This window comes from Njordella calcicola (genome assembly GCF_056494125.1).
Genome location: NZ_CM151396.1, coordinates 3,835,174 through 3,861,162, shown reverse-complemented (window position 1 = coordinate 3,861,162; position 25,989 = coordinate 3,835,174). Strand labels below are relative to the sequence as shown.

General features: G+C 54.8%; 25 protein-coding genes. 11 read left to right on the top strand and 14 right to left on the bottom strand.

Annotated elements, in window-relative coordinates:
• The first annotated feature begins 571 nt into the window (after positions 1-571).
• Entirely contained in the window at positions 572-1,018 is a 447-nt protein-coding gene (locus tag SH302x_RS15085) for a hypothetical protein (protein WP_479358186.1), read from the top strand.
• Between the two features lie 117 nt (positions 1,019-1,135).
• Positions 1,136-2,662 (top strand): TolC family protein, encoded by a 1,527-nt coding sequence (locus SH302x_RS15080; protein WP_479358185.1) that lies wholly within the window; start codon positions 1,136-1,138, stop codon positions 2,660-2,662.
• Positions 2,663-2,723: 61 nt separating this feature from the next.
• On the opposite strand, the gene SH302x_RS15075 is transcribed toward SH302x_RS15080, so the two are convergent.
• On the bottom strand, positions 2,724-2,855 hold the full coding sequence (locus SH302x_RS15075; RefSeq protein ID WP_479363226.1) for a hypothetical protein: 132 nt from the start codon (positions 2,853-2,855) through the stop codon (positions 2,724-2,726).
• Between the two features lie 9 nt (positions 2,856-2,864).
• Here SH302x_RS15075 and SH302x_RS15070 point away from each other — a divergent pair, with 9 nt between their 5' ends.
• From SH302x_RS15070 to SH302x_RS15045, 6 genes are all read left to right on the top strand, one after another.
• Positions 2,865-3,248 (top strand): hypothetical protein, encoded by a 384-nt coding sequence (locus tag SH302x_RS15070; protein WP_479363225.1) that lies wholly within the window; start codon positions 2,865-2,867, stop codon positions 3,246-3,248.
• A gap of 266 nt (positions 3,249-3,514) precedes the next feature.
• Positions 3,515-5,032, top strand: coding sequence for an efflux RND transporter periplasmic adaptor subunit (locus SH302x_RS15065; protein WP_479358183.1), 1,518 nt, complete (start codon positions 3,515-3,517; stop codon positions 5,030-5,032).
• Between the two features lie 17 nt (positions 5,033-5,049).
• A complete protein-coding gene (locus tag SH302x_RS15060; RefSeq protein ID WP_479363224.1) occupies positions 5,050-8,331 on the top strand; it encodes an efflux RND transporter permease subunit in 3,282 nt (1,093 codons plus the stop codon).
• A 75-nt stretch (positions 8,332-8,406) separates the two neighbouring features.
• Complete coding sequence (locus tag SH302x_RS15055) at positions 8,407-9,069, top strand: hypothetical protein (protein ID WP_479363223.1); 663 nt, start codon at positions 8,407-8,409, stop codon at positions 9,067-9,069.
• Positions 9,070-9,121: 52 nt separating this feature from the next.
• A complete protein-coding gene (locus SH302x_RS15050) occupies positions 9,122-9,637 on the top strand; it encodes a hypothetical protein (RefSeq protein ID WP_479363222.1) in 516 nt (171 codons plus the stop codon).
• 106 nt (positions 9,638-9,743) lie between these two features.
• Complete coding sequence (locus tag SH302x_RS15045) at positions 9,744-12,215, top strand: heavy metal translocating P-type ATPase (RefSeq protein WP_479363221.1); 2,472 nt, start codon at positions 9,744-9,746, stop codon at positions 12,213-12,215.
• Positions 12,216-12,254: 39 nt separating this feature from the next.
• On the opposite strand, the gene SH302x_RS15040 is transcribed toward SH302x_RS15045, so the two are convergent.
• From SH302x_RS15040 to SH302x_RS14995, 10 genes are all read right to left on the bottom strand, one after another.
• On the bottom strand, positions 12,255-12,851 hold the full coding sequence (locus SH302x_RS15040; protein ID WP_479363220.1) for a cation efflux transmembrane domain-containing protein: 597 nt from the start codon (positions 12,849-12,851) through the stop codon (positions 12,255-12,257).
• A 267-nt stretch (positions 12,852-13,118) separates the two neighbouring features.
• Positions 13,119-13,913 (bottom strand): radical SAM protein, encoded by a 795-nt coding sequence (locus SH302x_RS15035; protein ID WP_479363219.1) that lies wholly within the window; start codon positions 13,911-13,913, stop codon positions 13,119-13,121.
• Entirely contained in the window at positions 13,913-14,326 is a 414-nt protein-coding gene (locus SH302x_RS15030; protein ID WP_479363218.1) for a hypothetical protein, read from the bottom strand. The genes SH302x_RS15035 and SH302x_RS15030 overlap by 1 nt, the downstream gene beginning before the upstream one ends.
• A gap of 42 nt (positions 14,327-14,368) precedes the next feature.
• Positions 14,369-15,097 (bottom strand): glycosyltransferase family 2 protein, encoded by a 729-nt coding sequence (locus SH302x_RS15025; protein ID WP_479363217.1) that lies wholly within the window; start codon positions 15,095-15,097, stop codon positions 14,369-14,371.
• Positions 15,090-15,845 (bottom strand): glycosyltransferase family 2 protein, encoded by a 756-nt coding sequence (locus SH302x_RS15020; RefSeq protein WP_146675883.1) that lies wholly within the window; start codon positions 15,843-15,845, stop codon positions 15,090-15,092. Before SH302x_RS15020 ends, SH302x_RS15025 begins: the two co-directional genes overlap by 8 nt.
• A gap of 3 nt (positions 15,846-15,848) precedes the next feature.
• Entirely contained in the window at positions 15,849-16,295 is a 447-nt protein-coding gene (locus tag SH302x_RS15015) for a hypothetical protein (RefSeq protein WP_146675884.1), read from the bottom strand.
• Positions 16,292-17,443 (bottom strand): hypothetical protein, encoded by a 1,152-nt coding sequence (locus tag SH302x_RS15010; RefSeq protein WP_479363216.1) that lies wholly within the window; start codon positions 17,441-17,443, stop codon positions 16,292-16,294. The genes SH302x_RS15015 and SH302x_RS15010 overlap by 4 nt, the downstream gene beginning before the upstream one ends.
• A 4-nt stretch (positions 17,444-17,447) precedes the next feature.
• Positions 17,448-18,818, bottom strand: coding sequence for a glycosyltransferase family 25 protein (locus SH302x_RS15005; protein WP_479363215.1), 1,371 nt, complete (start codon positions 18,816-18,818; stop codon positions 17,448-17,450).
• Positions 18,796-19,368: a hypothetical protein gene (locus tag SH302x_RS15000; protein ID WP_479363214.1), complete on the bottom strand. Its 573-nt coding sequence runs from the start codon at positions 19,366-19,368 to the stop codon at positions 18,796-18,798. The genes SH302x_RS15005 and SH302x_RS15000 overlap by 23 nt, the downstream gene beginning before the upstream one ends.
• A gap of 229 nt (positions 19,369-19,597) precedes the next feature.
• The gene (locus SH302x_RS14995) at positions 19,598-20,338 is read right to left on the bottom strand and encodes a hypothetical protein (protein WP_479363213.1); all 741 of its coding nucleotides are present in this window, start codon (positions 20,336-20,338) and stop codon (positions 19,598-19,600) included.
• A gap of 227 nt (positions 20,339-20,565) precedes the next feature.
• Here SH302x_RS14995 and SH302x_RS14990 point away from each other — a divergent pair, with 227 nt between their 5' ends.
• The 3 genes from SH302x_RS14990 (at position 20,566) to SH302x_RS14980 (ending at position 21,785) form a co-directional block, all read left to right on the top strand.
• The gene (locus tag SH302x_RS14990) at positions 20,566-20,751 is read left to right on the top strand and encodes a hypothetical protein (RefSeq protein WP_479363212.1); all 186 of its coding nucleotides are present in this window, start codon (positions 20,566-20,568) and stop codon (positions 20,749-20,751) included.
• A 20-nt stretch (positions 20,752-20,771) separates the two neighbouring features.
• Positions 20,772-21,269 carry a hypothetical protein gene (locus SH302x_RS14985; protein ID WP_479363211.1) on the top strand — a complete coding sequence of 166 codons (498 nt, stop codon included), beginning with the start codon at positions 20,772-20,774 and terminating at the stop codon, positions 21,267-21,269.
• A gap of 81 nt (positions 21,270-21,350) precedes the next feature.
• The gene (locus SH302x_RS14980) at positions 21,351-21,785 is read left to right on the top strand and encodes a hypothetical protein (RefSeq protein ID WP_479363210.1); all 435 of its coding nucleotides are present in this window, start codon (positions 21,351-21,353) and stop codon (positions 21,783-21,785) included.
• On the opposite strand, the gene SH302x_RS14975 is transcribed toward SH302x_RS14980, so the two are convergent.
• The 3 genes from SH302x_RS14975 to SH302x_RS14965 are packed head-to-tail and all read right to left on the bottom strand — an operon-like array spanning position 21,746 to position 25,979.
• Positions 21,746-22,537, bottom strand: coding sequence for a hypothetical protein (locus SH302x_RS14975; protein ID WP_479358165.1), 792 nt, complete (start codon positions 22,535-22,537; stop codon positions 21,746-21,748). The two genes, SH302x_RS14980 and SH302x_RS14975, sit on opposite strands and share 40 nt — an antisense overlap.
• Positions 22,537-25,740, bottom strand: coding sequence for a phage tail tape measure protein (locus SH302x_RS14970; protein WP_479363209.1), 3,204 nt, complete (start codon positions 25,738-25,740; stop codon positions 22,537-22,539). Before SH302x_RS14970 ends, SH302x_RS14975 begins: the two co-directional genes overlap by 1 nt.
• Positions 25,701-25,979, bottom strand: coding sequence for a hypothetical protein (locus SH302x_RS14965; protein WP_479363208.1), 279 nt, complete (start codon positions 25,977-25,979; stop codon positions 25,701-25,703). Before SH302x_RS14965 ends, SH302x_RS14970 begins: the two co-directional genes overlap by 40 nt.
• Between the last annotated feature and the right edge of the window lie 10 nt (positions 25,980-25,989).

Sequence of the window (25,989 nt, the reverse complement as noted above, 5' to 3'; positions counted from 1 at the left end):
ATGCCCATCAGCGAAAAACGAACTGACGGGGCTTCGTAGTTCGATGTGTATCCGATGAAACCAGCAAATCCCATCGGAAGATTGTGGAAGCTCAACCGGACTAGCCACAATCGCCCCTTCGCAAATGCAATTCTTGCACTCGCAATCGCGATCATGTGGCTCGGGGGCAGCAGGGACCTCTGTTTCCACGCAGTCAAAGCAACATTCGCACGTCGCGCAAGCACTTTCGACGCTGGAAGCTGGGAGCGGTTGGCAGCCCAAACAACTAAGCGGACAGGTCAACAAGTTGACGATTAAGAGTAGTGCTACTAGAGGCGATCTCATTCCGTTAAGGATAGCTCTTGGACGTCTTTGAGGCAATGTCAGCCACCGAACCGCACGGATTTTAGACCTTTTGATGCCCCACGATCAACGCAAATCAGATATTGGCCGGTGACCGACCACTAGGGAAAGCCTGCTTCATTCGGGAGATTCGGACTTTTCGCTAAAGGTGCCCCAATTGTTGATTCGATACCAAAAAGGAAGTCCCAGATCGGTTTTCTTTTCCACAGCTTCTGCCCTGGATTGCCCAATGCTTCGCACTCCGCTAACACGATTCGCTCAATGCGCCGTGTTTGTGGCTGCGATCATTTCCGCCTTGATCCCTCCCTCGTCGCTGGCTTGTACGCACTGCCTGCTGCGTGATGTGATTGAGATCGCCGGTCACAACTCTGATTGCCAACATGATCACGACGAGCATTCGTGCGAAGCTCCTTGCTCCGATTCGAATGACTCCGGTTCTCAGGACCAACATCAAGACGACAATCACCATTCGCACCGCGATTGTCCGTGCTGCATCGGTGGTTTTGAAAACGCATTATTGCTTTCTGGTTCAGTTAATCGACTAGCCGATATTGCGACGGTCACTCCAGCGTGGTCAGGGTTTGAGTATCAGCAGCGTTCGATGAAGCAATTTCAGCACCTTTATCTCGACAAGTCGACTCGGTCTACCTCTTTGCCAAACGTGCTGCGCATTTGAACCGAGCTTGGCGTTAACCATCGCCAATTCTTTTTTGTTCGGATCACTACTGGCACTCGATATTTTTACTCGAGAAAGCCCTTTGCTACTCAGTGCGCTTGCTTCGGAGGGAGCTCCATGAAAATGAACATTGCACAATGGATCGTCTGCTCAGCCGCTTGTATGGCGGTTGGCTGCAGTGGACTGGAGCGACACATCCGTCCAAGCGAGCAAGCAACAGTCTATGCATCCCCAAGTTTGCAAAGCGACGCTGTTAGCCAAAGCAAGACGGGCATCGATACACCGTTGGACCAAAACCACGCATTGCGAAGTCAACCGGTTTCGCAAGCCGCGTATGCTCATCAGTCCTCTCAAGCTTCCGGTGTGGTCGAACCCGCTTCCGTTGACGTTGTCATGGTCGACCCAGTGACCTCGAATGAAGCCATTGCTGACGGTGCGACGCTCGAAGAACTCCTGTCGCTTGCGTTCGCGAACAATCCAGCCATTAAAGAACTGGCCGCGACGACTCAGATCGCAGCAGGTTATCGCACACAAGTCGGTCTGTACGCCAATCCGATGCTGGGCTACCAGGGCCAACAGTTGGCTGACGCCGGGACAGATCAGCACCTACTATTCGTTCAACAGCAAATCATTACGGGCGATAAGCGTGCACTGAATCGTGCTGTACTTAATGAAGCCGTACGAGCCCAAGTACAAGAACTAGAAGCCCAAAAGCTTCGAGTTGCGACAGACATCAAGACCGCCTATTACGACAGCCTTCGAATTCAAGAACAACTGGCATCGATCGATCAGTTTTTTGAATTGCTGAAGCAAGGGGTGAATGCGGCTGAGAAACGTATGCAAGCAGGCGAAGGCTCCAAGATCGACCTTTTGCAGACTCAAGTTCAACTCAAGCAGCTGGAACTTGATCGAAGGCAGCTTTCAGCCTCGCTGTCGGCCCGACTGCGGGAGATCGTTGCTCTAGCTGGCATGCCGAACATTCAGTTACAGGCGGTCGCGGGAGAACTGCCGAAGCTACCAGCGAACCAAGACTGGAAAGCAGTTGAAGATGGACTTGTTGCGACCAGTCCCGAGTACGCTGCTGCTCAAGCTCGAATCCGTCAAGCCAGCGCAGCGATCCGACGTCAAGAATCTCAGCCCTTACCAAACCTAAACGTCCAGTTCGGAGCAGGCGTCGATAACAGCACCGACTCGGGCATGATGAATGTGCAGGTTGGTGCGCCAATTCCAGTTTTCAACAAGAACCAAGGCAACATCGCTGCGGCTCGCGCTGAGTACTGTCGAGCGGTGCAAGAAGCACAGCGCATCGACAACGCGATTCGTGCGCGGCTCGCGATTGCTTCTGGGGACTACGCTCGAGCAGCCGAGGCCGTCGACATGTACTTAAGCGAACTTTTGCCCGCTGCCCAAGAAACATTGGATCTAGCCGAGGGCGCGTACCGAGCCGGTGAACAGGATTTCATCCAGCTACTGGTTACGCGACGAACGTACTTTGACACGAACCTTGCCTACATCGCAGCTCGTGCCCAACTGGCCACGGCGCAGGCACAAATCGATGGTTATCTGCTGACCGGGGCGCTCAATGCTGTCATTAATAACAGCGGAGACGACTCGCTTCGGGGACTAACCCTTGACCAGGAATAAGCGTCTCTGATTCGATCGCAGCTCAGAATGAACTAGTTACCTAACCGTCGTTGCGGTATCATTAAAAGGTCCGCGTGCCATGAACTTCAATCCCGTAATTCGTAAAAGTTGGCTCGTAATGTTCTTTGCCATTCGCCTTTTGACACTGGTTGCCTTCACCGCTCACGCGGTGCTCGGTTGCTGTTTGTCTCATGGCAGCTGCATGCAAGAACAAGCCGCCATCTTAACGGGGCATGGCTGCGACCACGATGGACATGCGTGCGATTCACATGGACACGATGATGAACACGCATCGAACGGTCACGAGATAGCCACAGCGTCGATTGCCGAGAATGGCGTTGATACTTGCCCGTTGGAAGGACACGGCCACTCCAATCATTGTGATGACGGCCAGTGCGTATTTGGAATCGCCGAAGCTCCGACTAGTTTTTCAGACCTCCAGTCCATCGCCAATCCAGTTTGGATCAATGCGTCCGTTGACTTTTGGCAAGTTGCATCCCGCGCTGCTGACTTCGTTGGCAGTTGGCTGGATGGTCCGCCAAAGGCACCTCTTAATCGCGCCGTACACCAAGTGTGGCTAATTTGATAGGGCATTCGCACGTCCGAGCAACAACTCTTGTTTTTGCTGGTCGTTTCTTCAGCCCACAAACGTAGTTGAATTCCTGCTTCGCAAGAGCAATCAGCTGTTTGCTGCGCGTAACTCTGCGTTACTCGTAGCCCAGGTTCTTGCATTGCTGGACTGAAACAACTGCCTGCCGCAGATCAATGTGCATGCTCATCTCCACGCACATTCTAGATCGAGTGGCCGCGCGCTATCACCTTCGAAATGGATTTTCAATTGTCGAGTTTACTATGAAAAAGCTCTCACTTCAGGCGATGTTCAGCAACCCATGGATTAGATGGGGCGTTGGATTGTCATTGGTTGCCGTCGCTGTATTTTTCTATCCCAAGTGGTGGCCAGCCTTAAACGGCTGGATCGACGGAACGGTTGCTGCTCGCAAGGAATCCATGCGCGAGGCAGGCGAAGGGGATGCCCATTCAGACGAAGAGCACGACCATGCTCATGAAGAAGATGGACACGACCACGCAGGACATGACGAGAGCAGCTCGCTCGAGCTGACTCCCCAATCGCTTAAGAACCTTGGCCTAACGCCTGAGTACCTTCGGCCAATTGAGCTTTCAAACTTCTATCGTACCGTCACCGTTCCAGCGATCGTTGTCGCGAAGCCGGGCCGAACCGACATCAAGGTCTCTTCGCCCATGATCGGCATTGTGCAACATGTACACGCCGTGAGCGGCGAGGCAGTCGTACCGGGGGATATGCTTTTTGAAGTTCGTCTGACGTATGAAGATCTCGTCGACACGCAGACGCAGTTGCTTAAGAACTTGGCTGACGTTGCTGTGGAAGAACGCGAGATCACGCGGCTTGAAGAAGTGACTCGCTCCGGTGCAGTCGCCAGTAAGATCTTGCTGGAACGGCAGTACGCTCTTCAAAAACTGCAAAGCTCAATTGCCGCCCAACGAGCTGCACTGAAACTGCATGGGCTGAGCGACGAGCAAATCGACACGATTGTTCGCGAACAACGCTTGCTGCGCGATCTCACCATTGTCGCTCCGGAAATCGACAATCATTCACATGATGAAAATAATCTGCGATTGAGCGATCGCCGATTTCGAGCAGCCTCCTTTCAGCCTCAGAATCAACCGCCGGCAGTTCACGAGCCAGAGCCGTTGATCTTGGAACGATTGAGCGCTTCAAAGGGGCAAGGTGTACAAGCCGGCGAGATGCTCTGCACGCTTTCCGACTATTCGTCTCTCTACATCGAGGGCAAGGCGTTTGAACAGGATGCCCCAGCGATCGCCGAAGTTGCGGCTAAGGGCTGGCCAATCGAGGCGATCATTCCAGGAGTGTCGGGCCAAGAAACCTTAGCCGACCTTAAGTTAGCATTCGTTGCGAACGCCGTTGATGCGCAGTCGCGAACGCTGTCTTTCTTCGTCAATTTGCCAAACAGAATTCTTCGCGATGAAACCACAAACGAGGGACAAAGATTTGTCACTTGGAAGTATCGCGTAGGTCAGCGGCTTGAAGTTCGCGTCCCCGTTGAGGCTTGGGAAAAGCAGATTGTTCTTCCAGTGGATGCGGCTGTGAAAGACGGAGCGGATTGGTTTGTGTTTCAACAGAATGGGGATCACTTTGATCGTGTCGCCGTACATGTGAAGTATCGAGACCAGAAATATGTTGTGATCGAGAGTGACGGAGCAATCTTTCCAGGCGACGTGGTTGCACTGCGTTCTGCGCATCAGATGCAGATGGCCATCAAAAACAAGTCCGGTGCAGGTGCAGACCCGCACGCAGGCCATAACCACTAAGCACGGAGCACTCTCGAATGTTAAATGCATTAATCAAGTTTGCGCTCCATCAGCGCTTGCTAGTCATTGCCATCGCACTTGGATTGATCGGAATCGGCACCTGGCAGATTTTCCAGATGCCTATCGATGTATTCCCTGATCTAAATCGTCCTCGTGTCGTGATCATGACCGAAGCGCCAGGAATGGCCCCGGAAGAAGTCGAAACGTTGATCACGTTTCCCATCGAAACCGCGATCAACGGTGCCAACGGCGTGGAAGCAGTCCGAAGCTCCTCTGGCGTAGGCATCTCCGTCATCTACGTCGAATTCGCTTATGGAACCGACGTTTACACGGACCGACAGATCGTGGCTGAACGAATGCAGTTGGTACAAGATCGCTTGCCCGCTGGCATTCAGCCACAACTCGCACCGATCTCATCCATCATGGGCCAGATCCTGATGCTGGGAATGTGGACAGACAATCCGGATGTCACCCCCATGGAATTGCGAACGGAAGCAGATTGGGTCGTCCGCCAACGTCTGCTCACGATTCCTGGGGTTTCGCAAGTATTTACCATGGGCGGCGAGCGCAAGCAGTTTCAAGTCCGTGTCAATCCCGATGCAATGACGCGTTACGGTGTCACGCTCGAACAAGTCGAAACTGCCGTTAGTAAGAGTAACGAAAACGGGACCGGAGGATATCTTGACCAACAAGGCCCCAGCGAATTTCTGGTTCGCAGCCTTGGACGAATTCAATCTGTCGGCGACCTGCAGGATATACCGATCACGATTCGCGATGGCCGGCCGGTGCTACTGTCGCAAGTCGCTGAGATTCATGAGGGCGCGCAAGTCAAACGCGGTGACAGTTCGGCGTTCGTACGAAAGGAAGGGGGAATAGAGAATGGAGAATCGAGAATAGAAAATAAGGAAGCGAAGTCAGAGTCTAGCAGCGGATCATTCTCTATTCCCAATTCTCAATTCTCAATTTCTTCTCACTTCTCAGGTGGTCCAGCTGTCGTTCTAACTGTCAACAAGCAGCCCGGCGCGGATACGAGAGCCGTTACTGATTCCATCATGGAAGCTCTTGAGGAGCTAAAACCATCGCTCTCACCGGGAGTCCGTATTGAAGCGACCTACTCGCAAAAGTCGTTCATTGATCGCGCGATTAAAAATGTCGAAGAAGCACTTCGAGATGGTGTGATACTCGTGGTCATCATCTTGTTTTTGTTCTTGATGAATGTACGCACGACCTTTATCACGCTGACTGCAATACCACTATCGCTGGTGATGACGGCATTGATTTTTGCTGTGTTTGGGCTCTCCATCAACACGATGACGCTCGGTGGCATTGCTGTGGCGATGGGCGAGTTAGTCGACGATGCGATTGTTGATGTCGAGAACATTTTTCGACGGTTGAAAGAGAATCGTTCGGCCGCGAACCCACTTCATCCACTGTTAGTCGTCTACCGAGCGAGTGCAGAGGTTCGTCGATCGATCGTCTTCAGCACGATGATCGTCATTCTCGTGTTCCTGCCTCTGTTTGCACTTGGTGGCATGGAAGGCAAACTGTTTGCTCCGCTTGGCGTGGCATACATCGTGTCGATTCTGGCATCCTTGTTGGTGTCGCTGACGGTGACTCCAGTGCTGTCCTATTGGCTATTGGGGAGCATCAGCACCAAAGGCCACGAGAAGGATGGTTTTGTACTACGAGGCGTGAAGTGGATTGGCGAACGTGTCATCCGTTTCAGTCTAGCGTTCCCGTGGCTTAATTTGGGCGTAACCGTTGCGCTCGTCGTCTTGGCCGGTCTGTTCTTATCGCGGCTCGAGCGAGACTTCTTGCCTCCGTTCAACGAAGGTACTGTTCAGCTAAACGTTGTGTTGCCCCCCGGTACCTCGTTGGCCGCATCGGCAGGTATCAATCGCACGGTTGAGTCGGCTTTGATGGAGATACCCGACGTTCAACGATTCGTGAGACGCACTGGTCGCGCGGAATTGGACGAACATGCCGAAGGGGTCAATATGAGCGAGTACTTGATTGAGCTCGACCCGAATTCGTCGCAATCTCGTGAGCAGCAACTGCAGAGCATCCGTAGCTCGATGGATCAAATTCCAGGCATCGTCACGGCGACCGAGCAGCCCATTGCTCACTTGATCTCTCACATGCTCTCGGGCGTTAAGGCCCAGGTTGGCGTGAAGCTCTATGGCGATGATCTCGATCTGCTGCGGCAAAAGGCGGAGCAAATCAAAGCTGAGATGGCAATTGTGCCTGGCGTGACCGACTTGATGATTGAACCTCAAGTCATCATTCCTCAATTGCGAGTCGAGATGGATCGAGGGCAACTCAAACAACTTGGTTTGCAAGTCAACGACGTAAATGAGTACGTCCAAACTGCGATGAATGGCAAAGTTGCCTCAGAGATTCTCGACGGCATGCGCACTTTCGATCTCACCGTTCGCATGCAAGATAACTATCGCGAGGATATCAACGCACTCAAGCGACTGCCAATTCAGTTGCCTGAGGGTGGCACAGTACCGCTTGGTAATGTCGCTCGTATTTACGAGTCTGGCGGCCCCAACACGGTGAATCGCGAGAATGTGCGTCGGCGTGTCGTCATTCAATGCAACGTGGCAGACCGTGGCGTCGTCGATGTAGTGCAAGACATTAAGAAGGCGATCGCGCCGATCATCGAGACCTTACCCGCTGGTTATTACCCAACTTACGAAGGTCAATTTCAAAGCCAACAGTCCGCGAGCCGTGTCATTGGAATCCTGTTTGCGATCTCTCTCGTCGGTGTGTTCTTCGTCCTATACACGCTGTTTCGCACCGTGAACTTGGCACTGCAAGTCATGGCTGCATTGCCGATGGCCTTCATCGGCTCGGTGGCTGCTTTGGTGCTTACCGGTCAAACAGTGACGATCGCATCGATGGTTGGCTTCATTTCGCTGGCTGGTATTGCGTCGCGAAACGGCGTGCTTCTGCTCCAGCACTACATCCATCTCGTGGAGTTCGAAGGCGAAAGCTTTACCAAGGAGATGATTGTCCGTGCGGGCCTTGAACGACTTGCACCGGTGCTGATGACTGCACTGACCGCCGGTATCGCGCTTATACCGCTGGTGCTCGCGGCCGGCGAACCGGGGAAAGAGATACTTTACCCCGTGGCAACAGTGATTCTCGGAGGCGTTGTCAGTTCGACAATGCTCGATTTCTTCGTCCACCCCGCTTTGTTCTGGCTATTCGGCATTCGGTCCGCCGAGCGAGCCGTGAAGGCTGCACACACGCAAATCGAACTCAATGACGAGGTCGTTGCTCGAGCAGCTTAGTGTTCCCCTTTTGAAAAGAGCCTTGGTGTTCAGGGCTCGTACGTTGTCGTGATTCCTTAAACGGAGTGTAAAGAGATGAAACGATTATTTTCAGTTTGCGTTGCAGGTATTGTTTCGCTGGGCTGTCTAAGTTCAACGCCCGTCTGGTCGCAACAATCCGATGCTCATGCTGGCCACAATCACGGCGATCATGCCGACCATGCGCATGGTGGCGAGACGTTGGCTTTCGTGCTTCCCGAGTGGAAAACCATGCACTTTGAAGACGCTGCCAAAGCCCAGCAGCACCTCGATATGGTGACAAAGCTTGGATGTGAAGTTAAGCAGGGTAAGCACGCCGGACATATCGATCTTTCCTACCGATGTCCTAATTGGAAGTCCATGGAAGTTAAGACTCATGCGCTCGCTGAACAATGGCTGGGTTGGCTCAAGGGAAGTGGCTTCGATGTTTCTCACGGTCACGTCGATGCGTCATACGCCGAAGGCAAGGAGTCGGTAGAGTTCCGCTTGATCAAATGGAAGTCCGTACACGGCAATGGCAGCGAACAAGAAAAGCAATTTGTTGATACGCTCACACGGCTAGGCGTTGAAGTTGCCGCTGAAAAGCATGGAAATCACAGCGATATCCGCTATCGCAGCCCCGTCTGGCGCGATGTTCACGTTGCCGACCATGCCGCTGCTGAACAGCTGATGGCATGGCTCAAAAAGAGCGGCTTCGAAGTCGCAGAGCATAAGCACTAGACCACGCAAGCTATCTCAAATTCCAAACAATCTCAATAAGGATCATTGAACCATGAAGTATCTCTATTTCTGCACACTGGCAGCAGTAGTGCTTGCAGCGGGTTGCAACAACGACTCAATACAAACCAGCGAAGCCGATACACCTCTGATGATGGACTCAGCTCCACCGGCCACGGTCGACTCACACGCCCATCCAACCGAAGGCCCACACCACGGGACGCTGATCGAATTGGGCAACGAAGAGTATCACGCTGAACTAGTGCACGACGAGACGACCGTCACCATCTACATTCTTGACGCTGCCGCTACGAAAGCGACTCCAATCGACGCAACTGACATAGCCATCAATCTTGTCCACGAGGGAAAAGCTGAGCAGTTCAAACTTGTAGCTACTCCAGATGCCGATGACCCGGCAGGCAAGTCGTCACGCTTCACGTTGCAAAACGCAGAGTTGGTCAAAGAGTTGGAACACGATCATGCCGCAGCCAAGCTCAGCGTCGTGATCGGCGGGAAGGCCTACCGCGGTGAGATTCATCACGACCACGCCGGGCACGATCATCCGCATTAAACGTGATAAACAGCGAGCGGCGGGCCATTGTCAACTTGGTGCGTTCCTTGCACTGCTTCATCGCGACTAGCACACCCGCCGCCTCATTGAAAGAATCGGAGGAACCATGGAGAAACTAAAGCTTGAAATTCGTTTGCTTTTTGGCAGTGAGATCGATTCGGCGGATGCCTGCATCGAACGCATGATCTCATTGCTGAAAACCAAGAGCGGCATTGAATCAGCTCATCTCTCCGTCTCTCCGACCGGCCAACCTGGCACCGTCTGCATTCACTTCGATCCAGCGGTTGTTTCCGCTTCGGAGGTGCGTGATGCGGCATTAAAGAGCGGCGCGTCGTTGGATGCAACCTATGGGCACCTTCTACGGACCGGGCAGGCAATGCACGCCCGTCGCGCAAGTGCGATCGAAGCCAACCTGGGGCGAGTCGGAGGCGTACTTGAAGCGGTTGTCTCCCCGGATGGCACAATCCGAGTTGAGTTCGACCGACGGCAAACCGACGAAGCGACGATAGATCAATCGCTCCGTAGCTGGACCAAAGGCACGGAAGAGTTGAAGCAACACTCACACTCTAGCGGTGCCAATACGACAGACCACAGGTCGCAAGACGAAATGGGACATGACCATGCACATGGTGGCGTGTTTGGAGAAAAGACAGAGCTTATCTTTGCGATTCTTTGTGGCATACTTCTGCTAATTGGCTGGTTAATTGAAACATTCACCAATCTCAATGAATGGATCCCGCTTGGGCTTTACATTTCCGCTTACGCTTTTGGTGGCTACTACACGGTCGCAGAGGCATTCGCGAAGATACTTGCGGGCAAGTTTGAAATTGATTTTCTGATGATCGTCGCTGCAGCGGGCGCGAACGCACTGGGGGCATGGGCGGAAGGCGCGTTACTACTGTTTCTCTTTAGCATCGGTCACGCTTTGGAAGGCTACGCGATGGGAAGAGCCAAGCGGGCAATTGAGGCGTTGTCCGAACTCGCTCCCAAAACGGCGCGAGTTAGACGCAATGGTACCGAACAAGAGATCGCAGTCGATGATTTGATTGTCGGTGATATTGTCATCATCAAGCCGGACGAGAGAGTTCCAGCGGACGGGTTTGTGATTGCTGGCGAATCGAGCATCAACCAAGCTCCAATCACCGGTGAAAGTGTGCCAGTCGACAAGCGGCCCGTTGATGATATTGATGCTGCAGCGTCCGATTCAGATTCACTTCCCCCGGAACATCGTGCGTTCGCTGGCACGATCAACCAGTCCGGATCGCTCGAAGTTCAAGTGACGAAGCTCACGTCGGAGAATACTTTAGCGCGTGTCGTAACGATGGTGAGCGAAGCGGAAACGCGGGTATCACCAACACAGAAGTTCACGAAGCAGTTTGAGCGATACTTCGTTCCAACGGTCATCGCAGGTGTGGTGCTGTTGTTGTTTGCGCCACTGGTCCTCGAAGAGAAATTCAGCCAATCGTTCTACCGAGCCATGGCGGTCCTCGTTGCTTCCAGTCCCTGTGCCCTGGCAATCGCCACGCCCAGCGCGGTACTAAGTGGAGTTGCCCGAGCCGCTCGCGGTGGAGTCCTCGTCAAAGGTGGTGGACCACTGGAAAGCCTCGGTAGCCTCGACGCAATCGCCTTTGACAAAACCGGCACACTGACCGAGGGTGAGCCCAAAGTTACGGACATTCGCACTGCCGAAGGTATCGATGAGTCGGAGCTTTTGCGAATCGTAGTGGCAGTCGAAGACCTAAGTAAACATCCGCTTGCCAAAGCAGTCGTTCGCGATGGCAAGAGAAGACTAAGAGATCGAGAACCTGGTAGTTTGGCAGAGATACCAGTCGCCACTGATTTGAAAAGTATCACAGGACGAGGTATCCAAGCTACCGTCGGTGGTGAAGTCGTTCACATCGGAAAGGATGATTTGTTTAATGAAGTAGATGGTCCGAAGGTACCTGACAGTGTTCGCGAGATAGTCGAATCGTTGGAAGAAAACGGACGCACGACGATGATTGTTCGCCGCGGCGATCGTTATCTTGGCGTGGTCGGATTGATGGACACGCCGCGAGAAGCATCGAAGCGAACGATCGCACGGCTTCGCGAACTCGGCATTAAGCGAATGATTATGATTTCGGGCGACAATCAGAAGGTCGCTGATGCAGTGGCGAAAGAAGTCGGACTTGATGAAGCCCGAGGTGACTTAATGCCCGCCGATAAAGTCAACGAGATTAAGTGTCTGCAAAGTGAAGGCGGTGTGGCGATGGTCGGTGACGGCGTTAACGACGCCCCTGCCATGGCATCTGCATCCGTCGGTATTGCGATGGGAGCCGCAGGTAGTGACGTTGCTCTTGAGACCGCCGATGTCGCCCTGATGGCAGACAACCTCGATCACTTGCCACTTGCCATCGGACTGAGCCGAGCCACACGACGAATCATTCGTCAGAACCTTTGGATCAGCCTTGGCATGGTCGTCTTCCTTGTCCCCGCCACGATACTTGGACTCAACATCGGCCCCGCCGTTGCCTTGCATGAAGGTAGCACGCTAGTGGTCGTGTTCAACGCGTTGCGGTTGTTAGCTTATCGCGAATAGCATCTCTCGCGTGGACTGAACGAAAAGCGATTACAGCCCTTATTCTTTGCGGCGGTGGACATCCCTCAGAATATTCACGCCACCACACACAACAATTCCGGCGATCAATACGGCAATCATCAAATCGGGAAGCTGGGACCCAAGTAATAGAACCAAGATGCCCGAAACGATGACGCCGATGTTCGCGATGACGTCGTTTGCTGAGAAGATATAAGATGCCCGAAAATTGATGTCGCCGCCTTTATGTCGGCTGATCAATTTTAAGCAAATCGCATTGGCGACAAAGGCAAGGAAGCCTGTGGATATCATCGCGGTTCCGAGCGGCTCACTGTCGCCAAGAAATCGGCGTACTGCTTCTAGTAAGACACCAACACCAAGAACGATCTGCAGCGTGCCGCTAACAGTTGCTGCGCGTACGCGGATGATCTCGGCGCGACCAACAGCGTAGAGACTGATTGCGTAGACGCTGGCGTCCGCAAGCATGTCCAATGAATCAGCAATCAATCCTGTGGAACTTGCTAGCAAACCCACTGTGAGTTCGATGCAGAACATCGCCGAATTGATCGCCAGCACTACACGAAGCGTCTTCCTCTGGGCATCGTTTTCGCCTTCTAGTTCACATCCGCAGTCCGTCATCACCACCTCCCTTGATCTCAAGCCGTACTATTGTACATCGTCACGCGCCGCAGTACACAAGGTCTTCCTACTGACTTCAATGCTTCGTGCTCTCGGACTTAATCATCCAAGAGTTCATCCGCACGGGGCGATTACCGGACACGGTGGCATGCCTAGGTAATTGTGACCTGGATTGCCCTCGGGCAGATCGTCAGGGTAGTGATAACCTGGTGGCAAGTGATAGGGATGATCTGGTGGGAGCCGATGTTGGACAATGGCGGCGGTGCTTCAATATCGAGCTATCGGATCACCGTGTTGGAACGCGATCTTCTTTGCAGGGCAAAGGCGACATTGCTGAATTTGCTTGGTTGCGAGGAAGTCACGGACTTCTTGATCTGCTGCCGTTGGCGGACAGGCTTGGTAGTCGCGGAAGAGTTGCCACGCGGATTCGTCAGCGAGGTTCAGCTTGCGGGACATGATTGCATGGTATGCGAGCGCGGGGCATTTCCACAAGCATTGCTTATAGAGCTGGGTGCAGGTGCGCTGGAGGCAGATTTTCCAGGCGGCTCTCGGGTCGCTGCTGAACGGCATCGGCTTGCCATCCACCATGCGGTACTGCTGACGCCAGCCACGATGGGATTTGCGAATGTTGATTTGCAGATCAGGATAGCTGGCTCGCCACTCGCGGATCTTCTGGCAGACGACGCGAAATCGCTTCATGTACTCCGGCGCACGTCCATGTTGGGAGACGTCCATACGGAAGCGGTTGCCGATCAGAACGCGGGGCAGGTCGGGATGACGATCCAGGAAGAATCCGTTAGTGACGAACAGTCCTTCGGCGTTTGGGAACGACTGTCTTGCAAGCTCGATGATTGAAATCAACTCTGGGTTGAGTGTTGGTTCGCCCCCGAGAACTGCGATCCGTTTGGGCGCTAGCCGGCCCTTCCATGCATCGAAGTCCGCGCGAGCCTCTTCGAGACTAACGATTCCGCCAGCATGAAAGTTGGAATAATGCGAGCACTGCGCACAAGAAAGATTGCACGCATGTGCTGCATGGAACTCGAGATTGGGTAACTCGATCATCAACATCCTTCCGAATCACTCGAACCAGCTTCATCACCTGAGCCTTCACTGCCTGCGTCGCCGCTTCCGCCTGGTGGCTTCGGTGGTTTCACATCGTGGCCTGGATGCCCAGGTGGCAAGTTGTCTGGCCAGTGGTAGCCAGGTGGCAGATGGTATGGATGATGCGGAGGTAGCCGCGGCCAGATGATGTTTGGCAGGGGTGGCGGTACCAACACTTCGATCGGGGGCTCGGGCACCGGAGGCCATACCCAGTCCTCGGGCCACCAATCGGGCCGGGGCTCCGAGCTAGATCCCGGTGGATCTGGCGGTGGAACGTACGGTAGCGGTTCACCTGGCGGATCAAACGGCGGTGGGGGCCAACCCGGTGGTCGCTCTCCGTTGGGACCAAATGGCCCATGGTTCGTGGTGGTCATAAACACTCCTTCAAGAAGTTGGGGAAACGAAAGAAACAGAAATCAGCGCCAGAGAACCTTGCGTAGGTTGTGCTTACGCAAGGCTTGTTTCAGGAAGAAGGGGCGATGTCGCTTGTAGGCGGGCGGATCGACGTGGATGTGCGGAAAGATGTGGTCCGTCGCCACACCTACCTTGACGCCGGCAACCTTGGCTCGCCAGAAGAAGTCCCAGTGCTCGTCGACCTTCAGGTCTTCATCCCATCGAATGGCCTGCAAGATGTCACGATGGGCAACGAAGCAGTTACAAACGAATGCGCACTCGGCGATGTCGCCGATGCGTCGATACTCACCGCGCGGAATGTGAAGAACGCCACCGGCTGACTTCAGTAAACGTGGCGCGCCATCAGGATGGGCACGATGCGGTTGCTTGCTGAGCGTTGCTAATAGATCGAGGCGACTCGACTCGAACTTGCGAACCAGATCATTCAGTCGAGTCTGTGGGCCAACCACGTGATCATCGTCAGAGAAGATCACCATCCTTGTTTGCGCGGCTTCAACGAGACGATTGCGACCAGCCGACAACCCGATGTCATATTCAGTCTCAATGAGTCGATCGACCAACGCGGCTTCGTCGGGACAGACTTGCGAAAATCGCAGTTCAGGCTTGCCGTCGTCGAGGACGTAGATCAGCGGACGCTCATCGCCACAATGCTCGTGAATGCTACGCACCAGAGTCGCGCAACAATGAGGGCGATGGATGGTCTTGATGCAGAATGTGACACGATCACGCATGGACGATACCTCCTCCTGGATAACGCAGTGAATCAAAGCCGTGTTTACGAAGCCCCAATCGGCGGAACTTGGGTCGGGCTCGCAGAGCTCCGTAAGGCTTGGCTGCCACGTGGTCGTGGACTACTGAGCAGTCGAGTGCCACGGCGATTTGCAGATGTTCAATATGGGACGCTCGGTAGAAGAACTCCCAGTGCTCGTACGTTTTGATCTCGTCATCCCAGCGAACGCGGCCGATCGTGTCGCGTCGCGCCAGGAAAGCGTTGCTGACCATGTCGCACCAACTGGTCTCACCGATGCGTTTGTGTTCGCCTCGATGCATCCAGATCCGGCTGCCATTCATCAACGGGCTGAACAGCATTGGACGGCCACCAGCGCCCTGACGCACAGCCAAAATGTCGAGGCCGTACTCCATGAACCGCTGGTAGACTCGGTCAAGATGCAGATCTGGCGTTACGATTTGGTCATCGTCGAGCAGAAAGATGAACTCGGTTTCTGCCGCGTCGATTGCTGTATTGCGTCCAATGCCGACACCCACATCGTGCTGCTGGAGATCAATCACTTTGCAGTGTTTGGCGGTCTCGGGATACTTTCGCGAGAACCAATGTTCGGGAAGACCATCGTCAACGACAACGATCTTGGGTTCGCCGAACTCCTTTCGAAGCGACTGGACGAGTCGATGGCAGGCCCAAGGCCGATGAATGGTCTTTATGCAAAAGGTAATGTCTTGAATGGGTACAGTTGCTTCCATGTTTCACCACGCGTTAAGGAGTTTTCGAGCAAGTTTGATGGCATGGCGATAGTCTTTGAGACGCTTCGCGCTGCGTTTGATATGCAAGATCGAGCTCAGTGGAGCGACGTTCCCGTAAAAGGAGATCAGCGAATTGTCAAAGGCCTTCTCAAAGTCGTCTGCGGTACAGCCCATGACTTCTCGCATCACATCTAGCGGTGGCGAACAGGCGATACGAGTCGATGCGCGTAAGCCTCCGGCTCCGTCAGGCTCGCCTCGCTTCCACGGTTTTCGAAGCGATCCAGCCGCCACATCGACCGCGGCTTGCCACTCGTCATCGCTAAGGTTGGGATCGAGCCAGATGTCGAGATCGCCTTCCTCCCAATCGATCCCGTGCAAGCGAAGTGCGCCGGAGCCGATGATGATGTAACGATGTCGAAACTTAGCGAGAACATCTTCCACTGGTGTCATTGACGCACTCCTTTACTTCTTGGCGTGTCGAAGGAAGCCTCAACGATGGCCAAGCTGCCAGCTAGGATTCGCTTACTAAGCTCGCGGTATCGAGGTCGATGAGCGTCATGGAGCAGCGTTGGTGTCTTGGTAGCCCAGCGGTTGCAGACATCCACGCGTGACCTTCCGTCGACCAGAACTAGGTCGGGAGACAGATCATCGGCCGACTTCACATACTCATCGAATTGCCCTGGCTGCGCAGGCTCAAGTGCTTCTGATGGCCATTCCGGCGGCGCATACCGCAACTCAACATTGCTTGGATAGGGACTGCTGGCGCGAAGCCAAGCTGCGTCGTGTTCGATCGAGGTGACCTTTGCTACTCTGTCAGAGAGCCAGAAGGTAGAGCGTCCGCTTCCATACTCGAGAACGTGATAGTCAGGCTTAAGCAACGATTCAAACGCGGTGATTTCGGCTGGCTGCATCCATGGCGTGGGCTCTTGAAACTTCCGTTTTACTGGATGGTAAATCGTCTCAGCCAAGCCCAGTGGCATGAATGGCTTCCAGGTCACCGTATGCGAATTGGGAATCGCCACTGGACTAAGTCCACAGATTGCAGCAATCGTCGGAAACCGCAGCTCACCAGTCGCATCGGGCAGACTGGGCAAGTACTCGTTGTATGCTGTTGATGTCCGTTCTAAGGCTATGTGAGAGACCAAAACGCAAGAAAACGGAACGATCCCAGTGGCAAAGGGAGCGATGGTTTGCGGTAACGATTTCCAGTGTCGCCTAAACCAATCGGGTTCCCGATGAAACAAGCGGATTGAAGGCGCTGCGAGTGGATAGCGAGCAACGTCGCTGAACCAGCCATCGACCTCGACATTCACCAGCGTGTCCCATTCGAAGATCGCGTAACGATCCGAGTCTAGTCTCCGATTTCGAAACCAGTCGATTAGCAGGAGATCTGTCGCTTTGGCCCGAAGATGTGGAAATGTGTTAACGACATCGCGCCAAAGCGATGAGCTGCAATCATCGATTGAGAAGCCACCTGGAAGCGGCTCCGATGACGATATCGCAACCACTGATCCACGCGAGAAACGCTTCAGTCTCTCAAAATGGTCCTTTGTTACTGCATCGGTACGATGATGAATGAATAGGCTCGTGGTATTCATGAATTCACCCGAACTTTCGTAGCTGAGGATTCACATGGGCGATCGCCGAATCGATCTCTTCGGCAGTGGGCTCAATGCCGAGGAATGCGATCAGTTCTTTGATTGCGGTTTCGGGATCTTCCGTTAGCTTGGCGAAGTTGATCCGATGGACGGGGACTTCGGGATGTTCTTGAATGAACATCTCGCGATGTTCCATAAGCGAACGCTGGAGTTTGTCGCAGGCGTCATCGCCGGCTGCGAACCATTGGCCTGGATGTCGGCTACTTCGATCTTGAAGCGAGCGAATCGAGGCCTCGATTGGGCGATCCACCGCGATGATTCGCAGCGAGCTACCCAGAGCTTCGTAGAGATGATTTGCAAATCGGCAGAGATGTGGATACTTGCCGCCAGCGACGGTTCGATCACGAATGGCTTCTGCTTTGCGAGTTACGATCCAAGCCTTGAGTTGCTTGGCGAGCTGACCGTCAGGGATCCTGGGATCGATCGCTGGGAATCGCATCGCCTTTTCACAGAGGTTCGCAAGCCCGATTGCCTCGCCTCCTCCGGTTGCTTCGTAGCCACCGAGCTCGTTGCCCATATGAACGCCCAGATGATGCATGACCATTGCGACGCAGCTGGTGCCACTGCGATGGGGCCCGAGGACGGCGAAGAACGGAGCGTCGCTGTGGTCGGCATTTTTGGCATCATTGAAGAACCTGGTCTGAGTCCACTTGCGACCGCAGATGTTGGACTTGGTTGGAAGTTGACCAACTAGCCAGCGATCGGGTGTGTAAACCGGAATCGATTCTTTCTCAACGTTCTTACCTTGAACCAGCGCTTCGTATCGCCGCTGAATCAATCGACCCAGGTGATGATCGATGTGGTGCTTTAGGTGCCAGTCATTCCAGTTGAGGTGGCGATAGAGAGTCTTCATCGTTGCGCGACCACGTACCATGAATGCATGTGTGCGATTGACGTTGTAAGGTCGGTAAACGTGGTCGCTGATCTTCTTGGGCGGATGCTTGGCAGCGTAGAGGTGCTGACCTCCGAGGTAAGCTAGTCCCCAGTCTTCAGGCAACTCACGAACGTACGCCTCGAGATGTTCCACAAAATCGGGAACGAAGCCTGCGTCATCTTCAAAGACCACATACGAGTCGATCCCTTCCAGCAGGCACTTTTCAAGGATCAGCAAGTGCGAACGGTAGCAGCCCCAGGCACCATTGCCGGCGCGCCACTGCTCGGGCGTCGAAAGCTTGCGACCATCGATGGCTGCGAATCGCTCGACGTCTGGGAATGGCCATGGCTGCGGTAGTTGCTGCATCCACTCGCGCAGACGATCGTCGCGTCTGTCGAGATTCATGAGGAAGCAACGTTCAACGATCTTCTTCGTCGGCATCTGGATCGTCTTCGTTGGGCTCGGGTGCACCGTCTGGGAACTTACGTTCGAACCGGCGGATGGCAGTGAGAACGAGTGACTTGGCGATGGTTCTAGTAAACTTTCCATGGGGTAATCCTCTGAGTTGGGCTTCTTCCAAAAGCCATTCGATAATGGTGTCGAGATTCGTACGGCATCCTTCCACGCCCCAGTCGTTCATGGTCTCGGCGCGGGTCTCACACTTGCAGGTGTCGCTTGGTCTTGCGAACCATGCGAGCATCTTGCGAAGTTCACTGCCGGGACCTGGCTTGTAAGCCGCGATCCGCAGCGTCGTGGGCTCTTCCTGATTGGGCAGGTAGCTCTTCAGCAGTGTTTTGAGTTCGTCGACGTTTTGATTGCGTCGACGCTTGTTGACGATGGCCATACCGATCGTCACGAGGTTGACAGCTTGCGGATTCGAACACTCGCTGCAGGCTCGACAGCCGCTGGACGAAGCCTGGACGGAGCAGTCGGCTAGATGGCTGGCGACTTGGCAGCGGTTGTCGTTGGTCAGATTGGGACAATGCATCATGCTGCCACCTCCACAACTTCACCGTCGTACCCACCCGATCCACTCGGTGGATCGCCAACTTCGGGACAATCACTTTCAAGGAGCTGCCAACCGCACGACCAAATCCATGTCGTGTTGCATGGTTCGCTCGTGCTGCTGTCGGAAGTGGGAGGTTCGCTTGGCGGCTCGCTATCGGAGTGACTTACGCTTGGACGATCCGACTCGCTGGTGGATGGATCGTGTGAGTCGCTTATTGATGGATCATTTGAATCGCTTGTCGACGGCGATGAGTCACTGCCTGAGCCGCTCGTTGATCCGCTTCCAGAGCCGCTCTGCGAATAGCTGCCAGATCCGCTGGTGGAATGGCTGGTCGACCATGGGACGCTATAGCTTTCACTTTCGCTGTAACTTGGGCGTTCGCTGCTAGATCGACTTTCTGAACCGTCGCTGCTCGATGGCTCGCTTGCTGATCGCGATTCACTATCCGATTCGCTTTGAGATTGGCTCTCCGACTCGCTTTGGGAATTACTCTCACTGTCGCTGGAGTCACTCGCCGACACAGACACGCTGCCACTGGAGTAACTGGGCTCCGAATAGCTGGGCCATGAGTAACTCGGTACCGACCTGCTATCGCTGCTTGGTTCGTTGGAATCCGATTGGCTTTCCGATTGACTCTCGCTTTCCGAACTATCGGATTGACTGCTGTCGCTTCCACTCGAATCGCTCTTGCTGGAATCGCTAACGCTGGATGATCCCGAGTAGCTGTCGCTAGACGATCGGCTGTAACTGGCGTCGCTGGAGTACGATTCGCTTTCTCGCGACGAATCCGATTCGCTCGATTCAGACTGGCTGGATTCTGATTCACTTGATTCGGACTGACTCGACTCCGATTCACTCGAGCTCGATCCACTGGAGCCGCTGGATTGGCTCGAATGACTCGAATCAGAGCTTGATCCGCTCGATGAGTGACTGCTTGAGTAAGAGGGCTCACTCAGTGAAATAGATTGGCTCGAGTCGCTAGAAGAACCGCTTGATGCCGATGATCCAGAACTTGATGATTGGCTTGAGCTTGAATGCGACGAGTTCGAGCCGGATGAACTCGAAAGACTAGACGAACTTGATCCAGAACTTGAGACCGACGGTTCCGAGTAGGATTGCGACGAACTTGAATGCTCGCTCGACGATGAGCTCATTGAGGATTGGCTACTCGATGAGCTGATGGAACTGGAGGAACTCGATGAGACGCTCGAACTGCTCGACGAGGATGGGCTCGACGAACTACTACCGGAACTGCTGGAGCTGCTCGACGATGACGATGAGGATGAACTCGAGGAGCTAGACGAGCTACTGCTGGAACTTGAACTACTGCTTCCCTCGCAGCAGCGGCATCCGATGGTTAGGTAAGCGCTGGTGTCCTCGTGGAAATGGCAGACGATCTGTTGGCTTGTCAGAAGGGCATAGTCACAGACATTGTAGACCGCGACCTTTACGCCGATCGGTGCCCAGACACCGTTGGCATATCGCAGTTCGCGAGCCATGCCCCAGCTCTTGGCTTTAAGCCGCGATACTGGCTTGCAAAGCAACGTCTGCTTGGGCGGGTCGATGATCCAGGAGCGATTACCATCGTAGGTGACGCTGAGATACTGATCACCTTCGTAGTTCGAAACCGGACCTCGAATCCGCTGAGCGCTCGGGTTGCGAGCGATGATGCGAACGCCTTGTCCATTCGGTTTCAAGACCGGCTCAATGGTGCCGGAATCGTCGAGCTGAAAGAGATCGCAGTTGGCGGAACCGGTCGCAAGACCAGAGCGACCAGGGATGCCACCGCTGGGAACCTTCACCAGGAACGCAGGATCGGCCGGCTTACCAACGCGAACGACAGCCCACTGGACGCCGGTCTGATTCGCATCACGTCGCCATAGGATCTGGGCCGATCCGTTGGGCTTCGACTGGAGAGTCGTGCCACCTGAATCGGCGACGTCGGCATATTGATGCCAGCTCTCTTGAACATTCACACGGGCAGCAACCACTCCGGCGAATACCACGCGACCGACTTTGTCCTCGGCGATCGGCTCGATGGCTACACCGAATCGACCCATATGCTCGTCGGCGATGGGTCGAACCGACTGGATCGTGGCATCGCGCACGAAGCGAGCGAGTGCTGTATTGTCGACGTCTGGATCGCCCAGTGGGGCGTTAAAACCGACGATTCCACCGATGGGCACAGTGGTCGCACTTTGATAGTGAACGCGAACGGTGGCAGCGTCGCGAACGTGGGTGCGGTTTCCTGCGCCACCTGCGAGTCGGTCACGCGCAACTGCATCGGCGGCCGCGAGCAGACGGTTGTATTCCGCTGCCGTGATGTTAATTCTCTCGCCTGGTCGAACGCGTCTTGCCATTACTCGATCCCCAATGCGTTGAAGTTCGCTTCGGGGTAAACTTGCTCGACGTAAGCCGCTTCAGGAACTTGCAAGACACGATCACCAACCACCTCTTCGCCGTGCTTGACCCAGAGGTAATCCCATCCTCGCTTGGCAACGCCCGAGATGTTGCCGACGGTGAGGTTGATCTCGTTGGGACGCGCCGCGAAGTGATAGGTCACATCAACCCAGTTCTGTTCGTCCTCGCCGCCCTCACCACCCAGGAACAAGGCCTCTCCAGGAGCGAAGATCGACCAGGGACTTGAATTGACGCGGCCGGTCATGGCCACCATCGCGAGCAGATAAGCTGTCGAGACGAATTCAAACTTCTTGCGGACGGAAAACTCGAACGCCGGAACGGTCACGTCGACGCCGGCAACGCCCGAGTCGCTCACGCCAATTGCACCTCGATAGTTCGGAGCGATCTTGCCAGGGGCCGCGTAGATTCCACGAGTGAAGAGGGATTGATTAAGGTGAGTCGATGCGCCAGTGGTATTGAAGGAGACCGGATCGAGCTTGGTCCTATTGATCGATGCGGTGACGAGTGCGTGCTTCTCGTTTATGTACTCGCCATCAATCTGTAGATAGGGGATCAGGTCTCTTTGGGTGGCTCGATAGTGGGCCAGCGCCGCACTCGCAGCGACTGCCGGATCGACTGAGCCACCATTGGTCGCCACATAGACGAACGTATCCGAGGTCGTTTTGCCGCGCGTTGCCTTCTTGGACAGCGCTGCCAGTTCAAAATTGTATCCACCGTGTGAGAATCCCATTAGCTGAACACGAAGCCTCCCGCGCGGGCGCGTTCGGCTAGCTGAGCGGTGTTCTCAGCGGTTTGAATGATGGCTCGCTTGACATCATCCGACAGGCCTTCGCCAGTAACTTGGGGCATCTGCAGCCGCGCGACGCTTTGCGATAGAGCTGCGTCGAACTCCTCGAGTCGAACTCGCACCGCAGCAAAGGAAGCAATGAGAGATTCCAGGTTGAGCGATGGCTCGGTTTCCTCAGGAAACAGCGCATCGGCCAACTCGTCGAGCTCTTCGTCCGACATGTCTTGAGACTGCGCCATTGGCGTCTCTTTTGTCGGAACTAGGACTTCGGGCACCTTCATGTTTTCGGGCTCGGCGTCCAACTGCGGATCGACATCAAGATCGCCGGCATCGGCATCTTCATCGACGTCGGGTTTGTCAGCGACCTGCAGAATTGGAATCAGCGATGCGCCACTACCGAGTCCCAAACCGCGACTATCGAAGTTGCCGGCCGCCTCGGTCTTCTCGGTCACCGTTTCTGGGCCACTAGAGAACTGATCCAGCGAATCCTTGGCAGAGCGATCGAGCCCAAGCTTGAGGTCCTTCTTCTTGGGCGGTTTCAGTTTGGGATCTTTGATACCATCGACTTCGACCTTGGGGGCCTTTACATCGCCGGGCATCGGCGGCGCGGGCATGGGAGGGATCGGAGTGCCAGCGTCTGGTTCTTTGGCAGCTTCGGGCTCTTGTGGTTTTGCGGCATTGGCTGCTTCAACGGCAGCATCGAACTCTGCTTGAGCGGCGGCTACCTGCTGGTCACGTTCCTTAGCGCGATCTTCGGGCGATTGGCGACCTGCTTCGCGGGCAACGCGAGCCTCCTCACGCATTTGATCGAGAGTCTTTTGAACCCCTGCGGTGGTGTCGTCGATGGTCTGTTGCCGCGACTGCCCGGCCGCCTCGTTCTGTTTGAACTGATCATCTCGCGATGCATCGACGACCTGGTTCTTGGCTTCGGTTTCTTGATCGATGACCGCCATCTCAGCATCAATGTCGCGACCTGCGCGCGCCTTGCGACGTTCTTCAAGTTGCTGCTTGATGCCTTCCTGCATCTGAACGCGATTAGCTTCGATCTGCTGTTTACGAGCGTCGCGCCGCTTCATGCGATCGGCGATGGCTTGCTGCTTCTTGGACTCCTCCGCTTCGTCGGCCGTGCGGATCTCCTTGTCGATCTTGGCCATTTCGACTTCGACATTCACATCGTCATCGAACAGTGACTTCAGTTTGATCCAAGCCTTTCGCAGAAAGCCGACGGTCGAGTTCCACATCGACTTGACTTGGGCGACGAACACCGACCAGGTGTCGGCGAGATAATCGATCGTTTCGACCCAGGCGGTCTCAACGCCTGCCAGAGCATTGATGAGCACGCCACCGATCTGAACAGAAACGTCGCCAGCAATGTCAACGAGTTCACGAAGCCGGATGAATCCTTTCTTGAGGAAGCCGATCGTGGAGTTCCAACCCTTCTGCACTGAGGTTGTGAGGATCGTCCAGCCATCGGCCATGAAACCGAGTGTTGCATTCCAAACGCTGGCGAGGCCAGAGAGCGCACTGATCAGTACATCGCCGATCGCATAAGCTGTGTCGCCCCAGACATCGGAGAGATAATTGGTGAAGTCAGCCCACACGCCTTTGAGATAGGTTGTGCCTTTGATCCACTGGAGCTTGAGATATGTCCACAGAACGTTGGCCGCAGCGGTAATATCTCCGGCTGCCAATGCATTGGCGATCGCACCAAAGGCTTTGATCGTATCGGCCTTCAGTGTTTCGAAGACACCTTTCAAGTACTCGATCGCCTGGCCGGCAATGCCAGTGGAGTAGATGAAGTATGCACCCAGTGCCGCGATGGCAGCGACAACCAGACCGAGAGGCGTGAACAGAGCGCCGATCATGGTCACAAGGACGCCGATAGCGGTTCCCACCAGTGAGAACATCGAAGCCAGACCACCGACTGCGAATGCAGCGACACCAGCGGCGCTACCGATGCCGATGAACGCTGCGCCTACACCAACCACGCCAGCAACGATGAGGGCGACCTTCTTGACCACTTCCTGGTTCTTGCCGATCCATTCGGTGAGTCCAGACAATGCCCGTGAGATCGCATTCATCATCTTGGTCACAGAGAGATCGAGTGATTCGCCGATCGCAATGGCCACGCCCTCGATCGAGCTCTTGAGAATTCGGAAGGCACCGCCGATTCCCGAGTCCATCTCAGCAGCGGTCTTGGCAGAGATACCACGGGCCTTTTGGATCTCACCGAGCAACTGCCTGGTATCGGTGACCGACTTGCCGATGGCCGAAGCGCTCGTGATGCCCAGCAGACCGAAGACCTCGTTAAACGCAGCGGCGCGATCCCCAGAACCCATGTTGGCGGTCGCAGCAGCAACTTCCCCAAGCACGTCGACGAGCTTGCGAGCGTTGCCTTGTGCGTCTTTCGTAGCAACACCAAAGACCTTTTGAAACTTCTCTGACTCCGAGGCGCTGAGCGTGAGCAAACGACGCAGCGCGGTTCCGGCCTCGCTGCCTTGAATCCCGAGATTGCCAAGCGTGCCGAGAATGGCGAGCGTCTCTTCGAGACTCATGTTGGCATCGGCCGCCACAGGACCTGCATACGACAATGCTTCGCCCAGCGATTCCACGGAGTTGAACGACTTGTTCGCAGCGGCCGTCAATCCGTCAGCGACGCGGACCGCATCGGTGGCTGCCATTGAAAACTGGCGAATGGTGGCTGCCATGATGCCGGAGCTGAGCGTGGCATCGGTACCGGTGGCGCGAGCAAGATTCATCACCGCGCCAGTCATCTCTTCGATCTGCTTCGGTGAGAAACCGGCTCGTCCAAGCTCGGTCATCAGCGAGGCAACTTCGCTGGCAGAAAAACTTGTGGTTGCACCGAGCAGCTTGGCCTTTTCACGCAAGGAATCGAAAGCCGCTCCGGTCGCGCCGGCCACCGCACCTGCGGCGCGAATGGCATCATCGAAGTTTGCATAGACGGCGACACTTCCAGCCACAGGAGCTGCGGCCGCGACTCCTAGTCCCATCAGCTTGGTGCCAATCATCCGTGTGGATGCGCCGAATGATTGCAGCCGCTTCTGCGCAGCCTCGAGCCCCTTGAGGAACTGGGCGCTTCTCGCGGTCAGCTCGACGTAGGCTCCTCCGGCTTTGACTTGGGACATAATGAGGCTTGAGACTTGAGGGGTGAGACTTGAGTGTTTCTCGTGTAAGCTGCTCCCAACATGGATGCCGCTTGTTCAACGGTGCCTTTAGCAACGATCGGTTTCTGTTCTGCGTAGGGATTGAAGTCATCGGGCTTGAATGGCTTGCGACGCCTCTTGCGATCACGGTTCATCTCGGCCATCAACGCCATAATCGTGCTAGCTACATTCCAGTCGTGCTGGCGTTTGGCCTCTGCCATCAGCACAAGT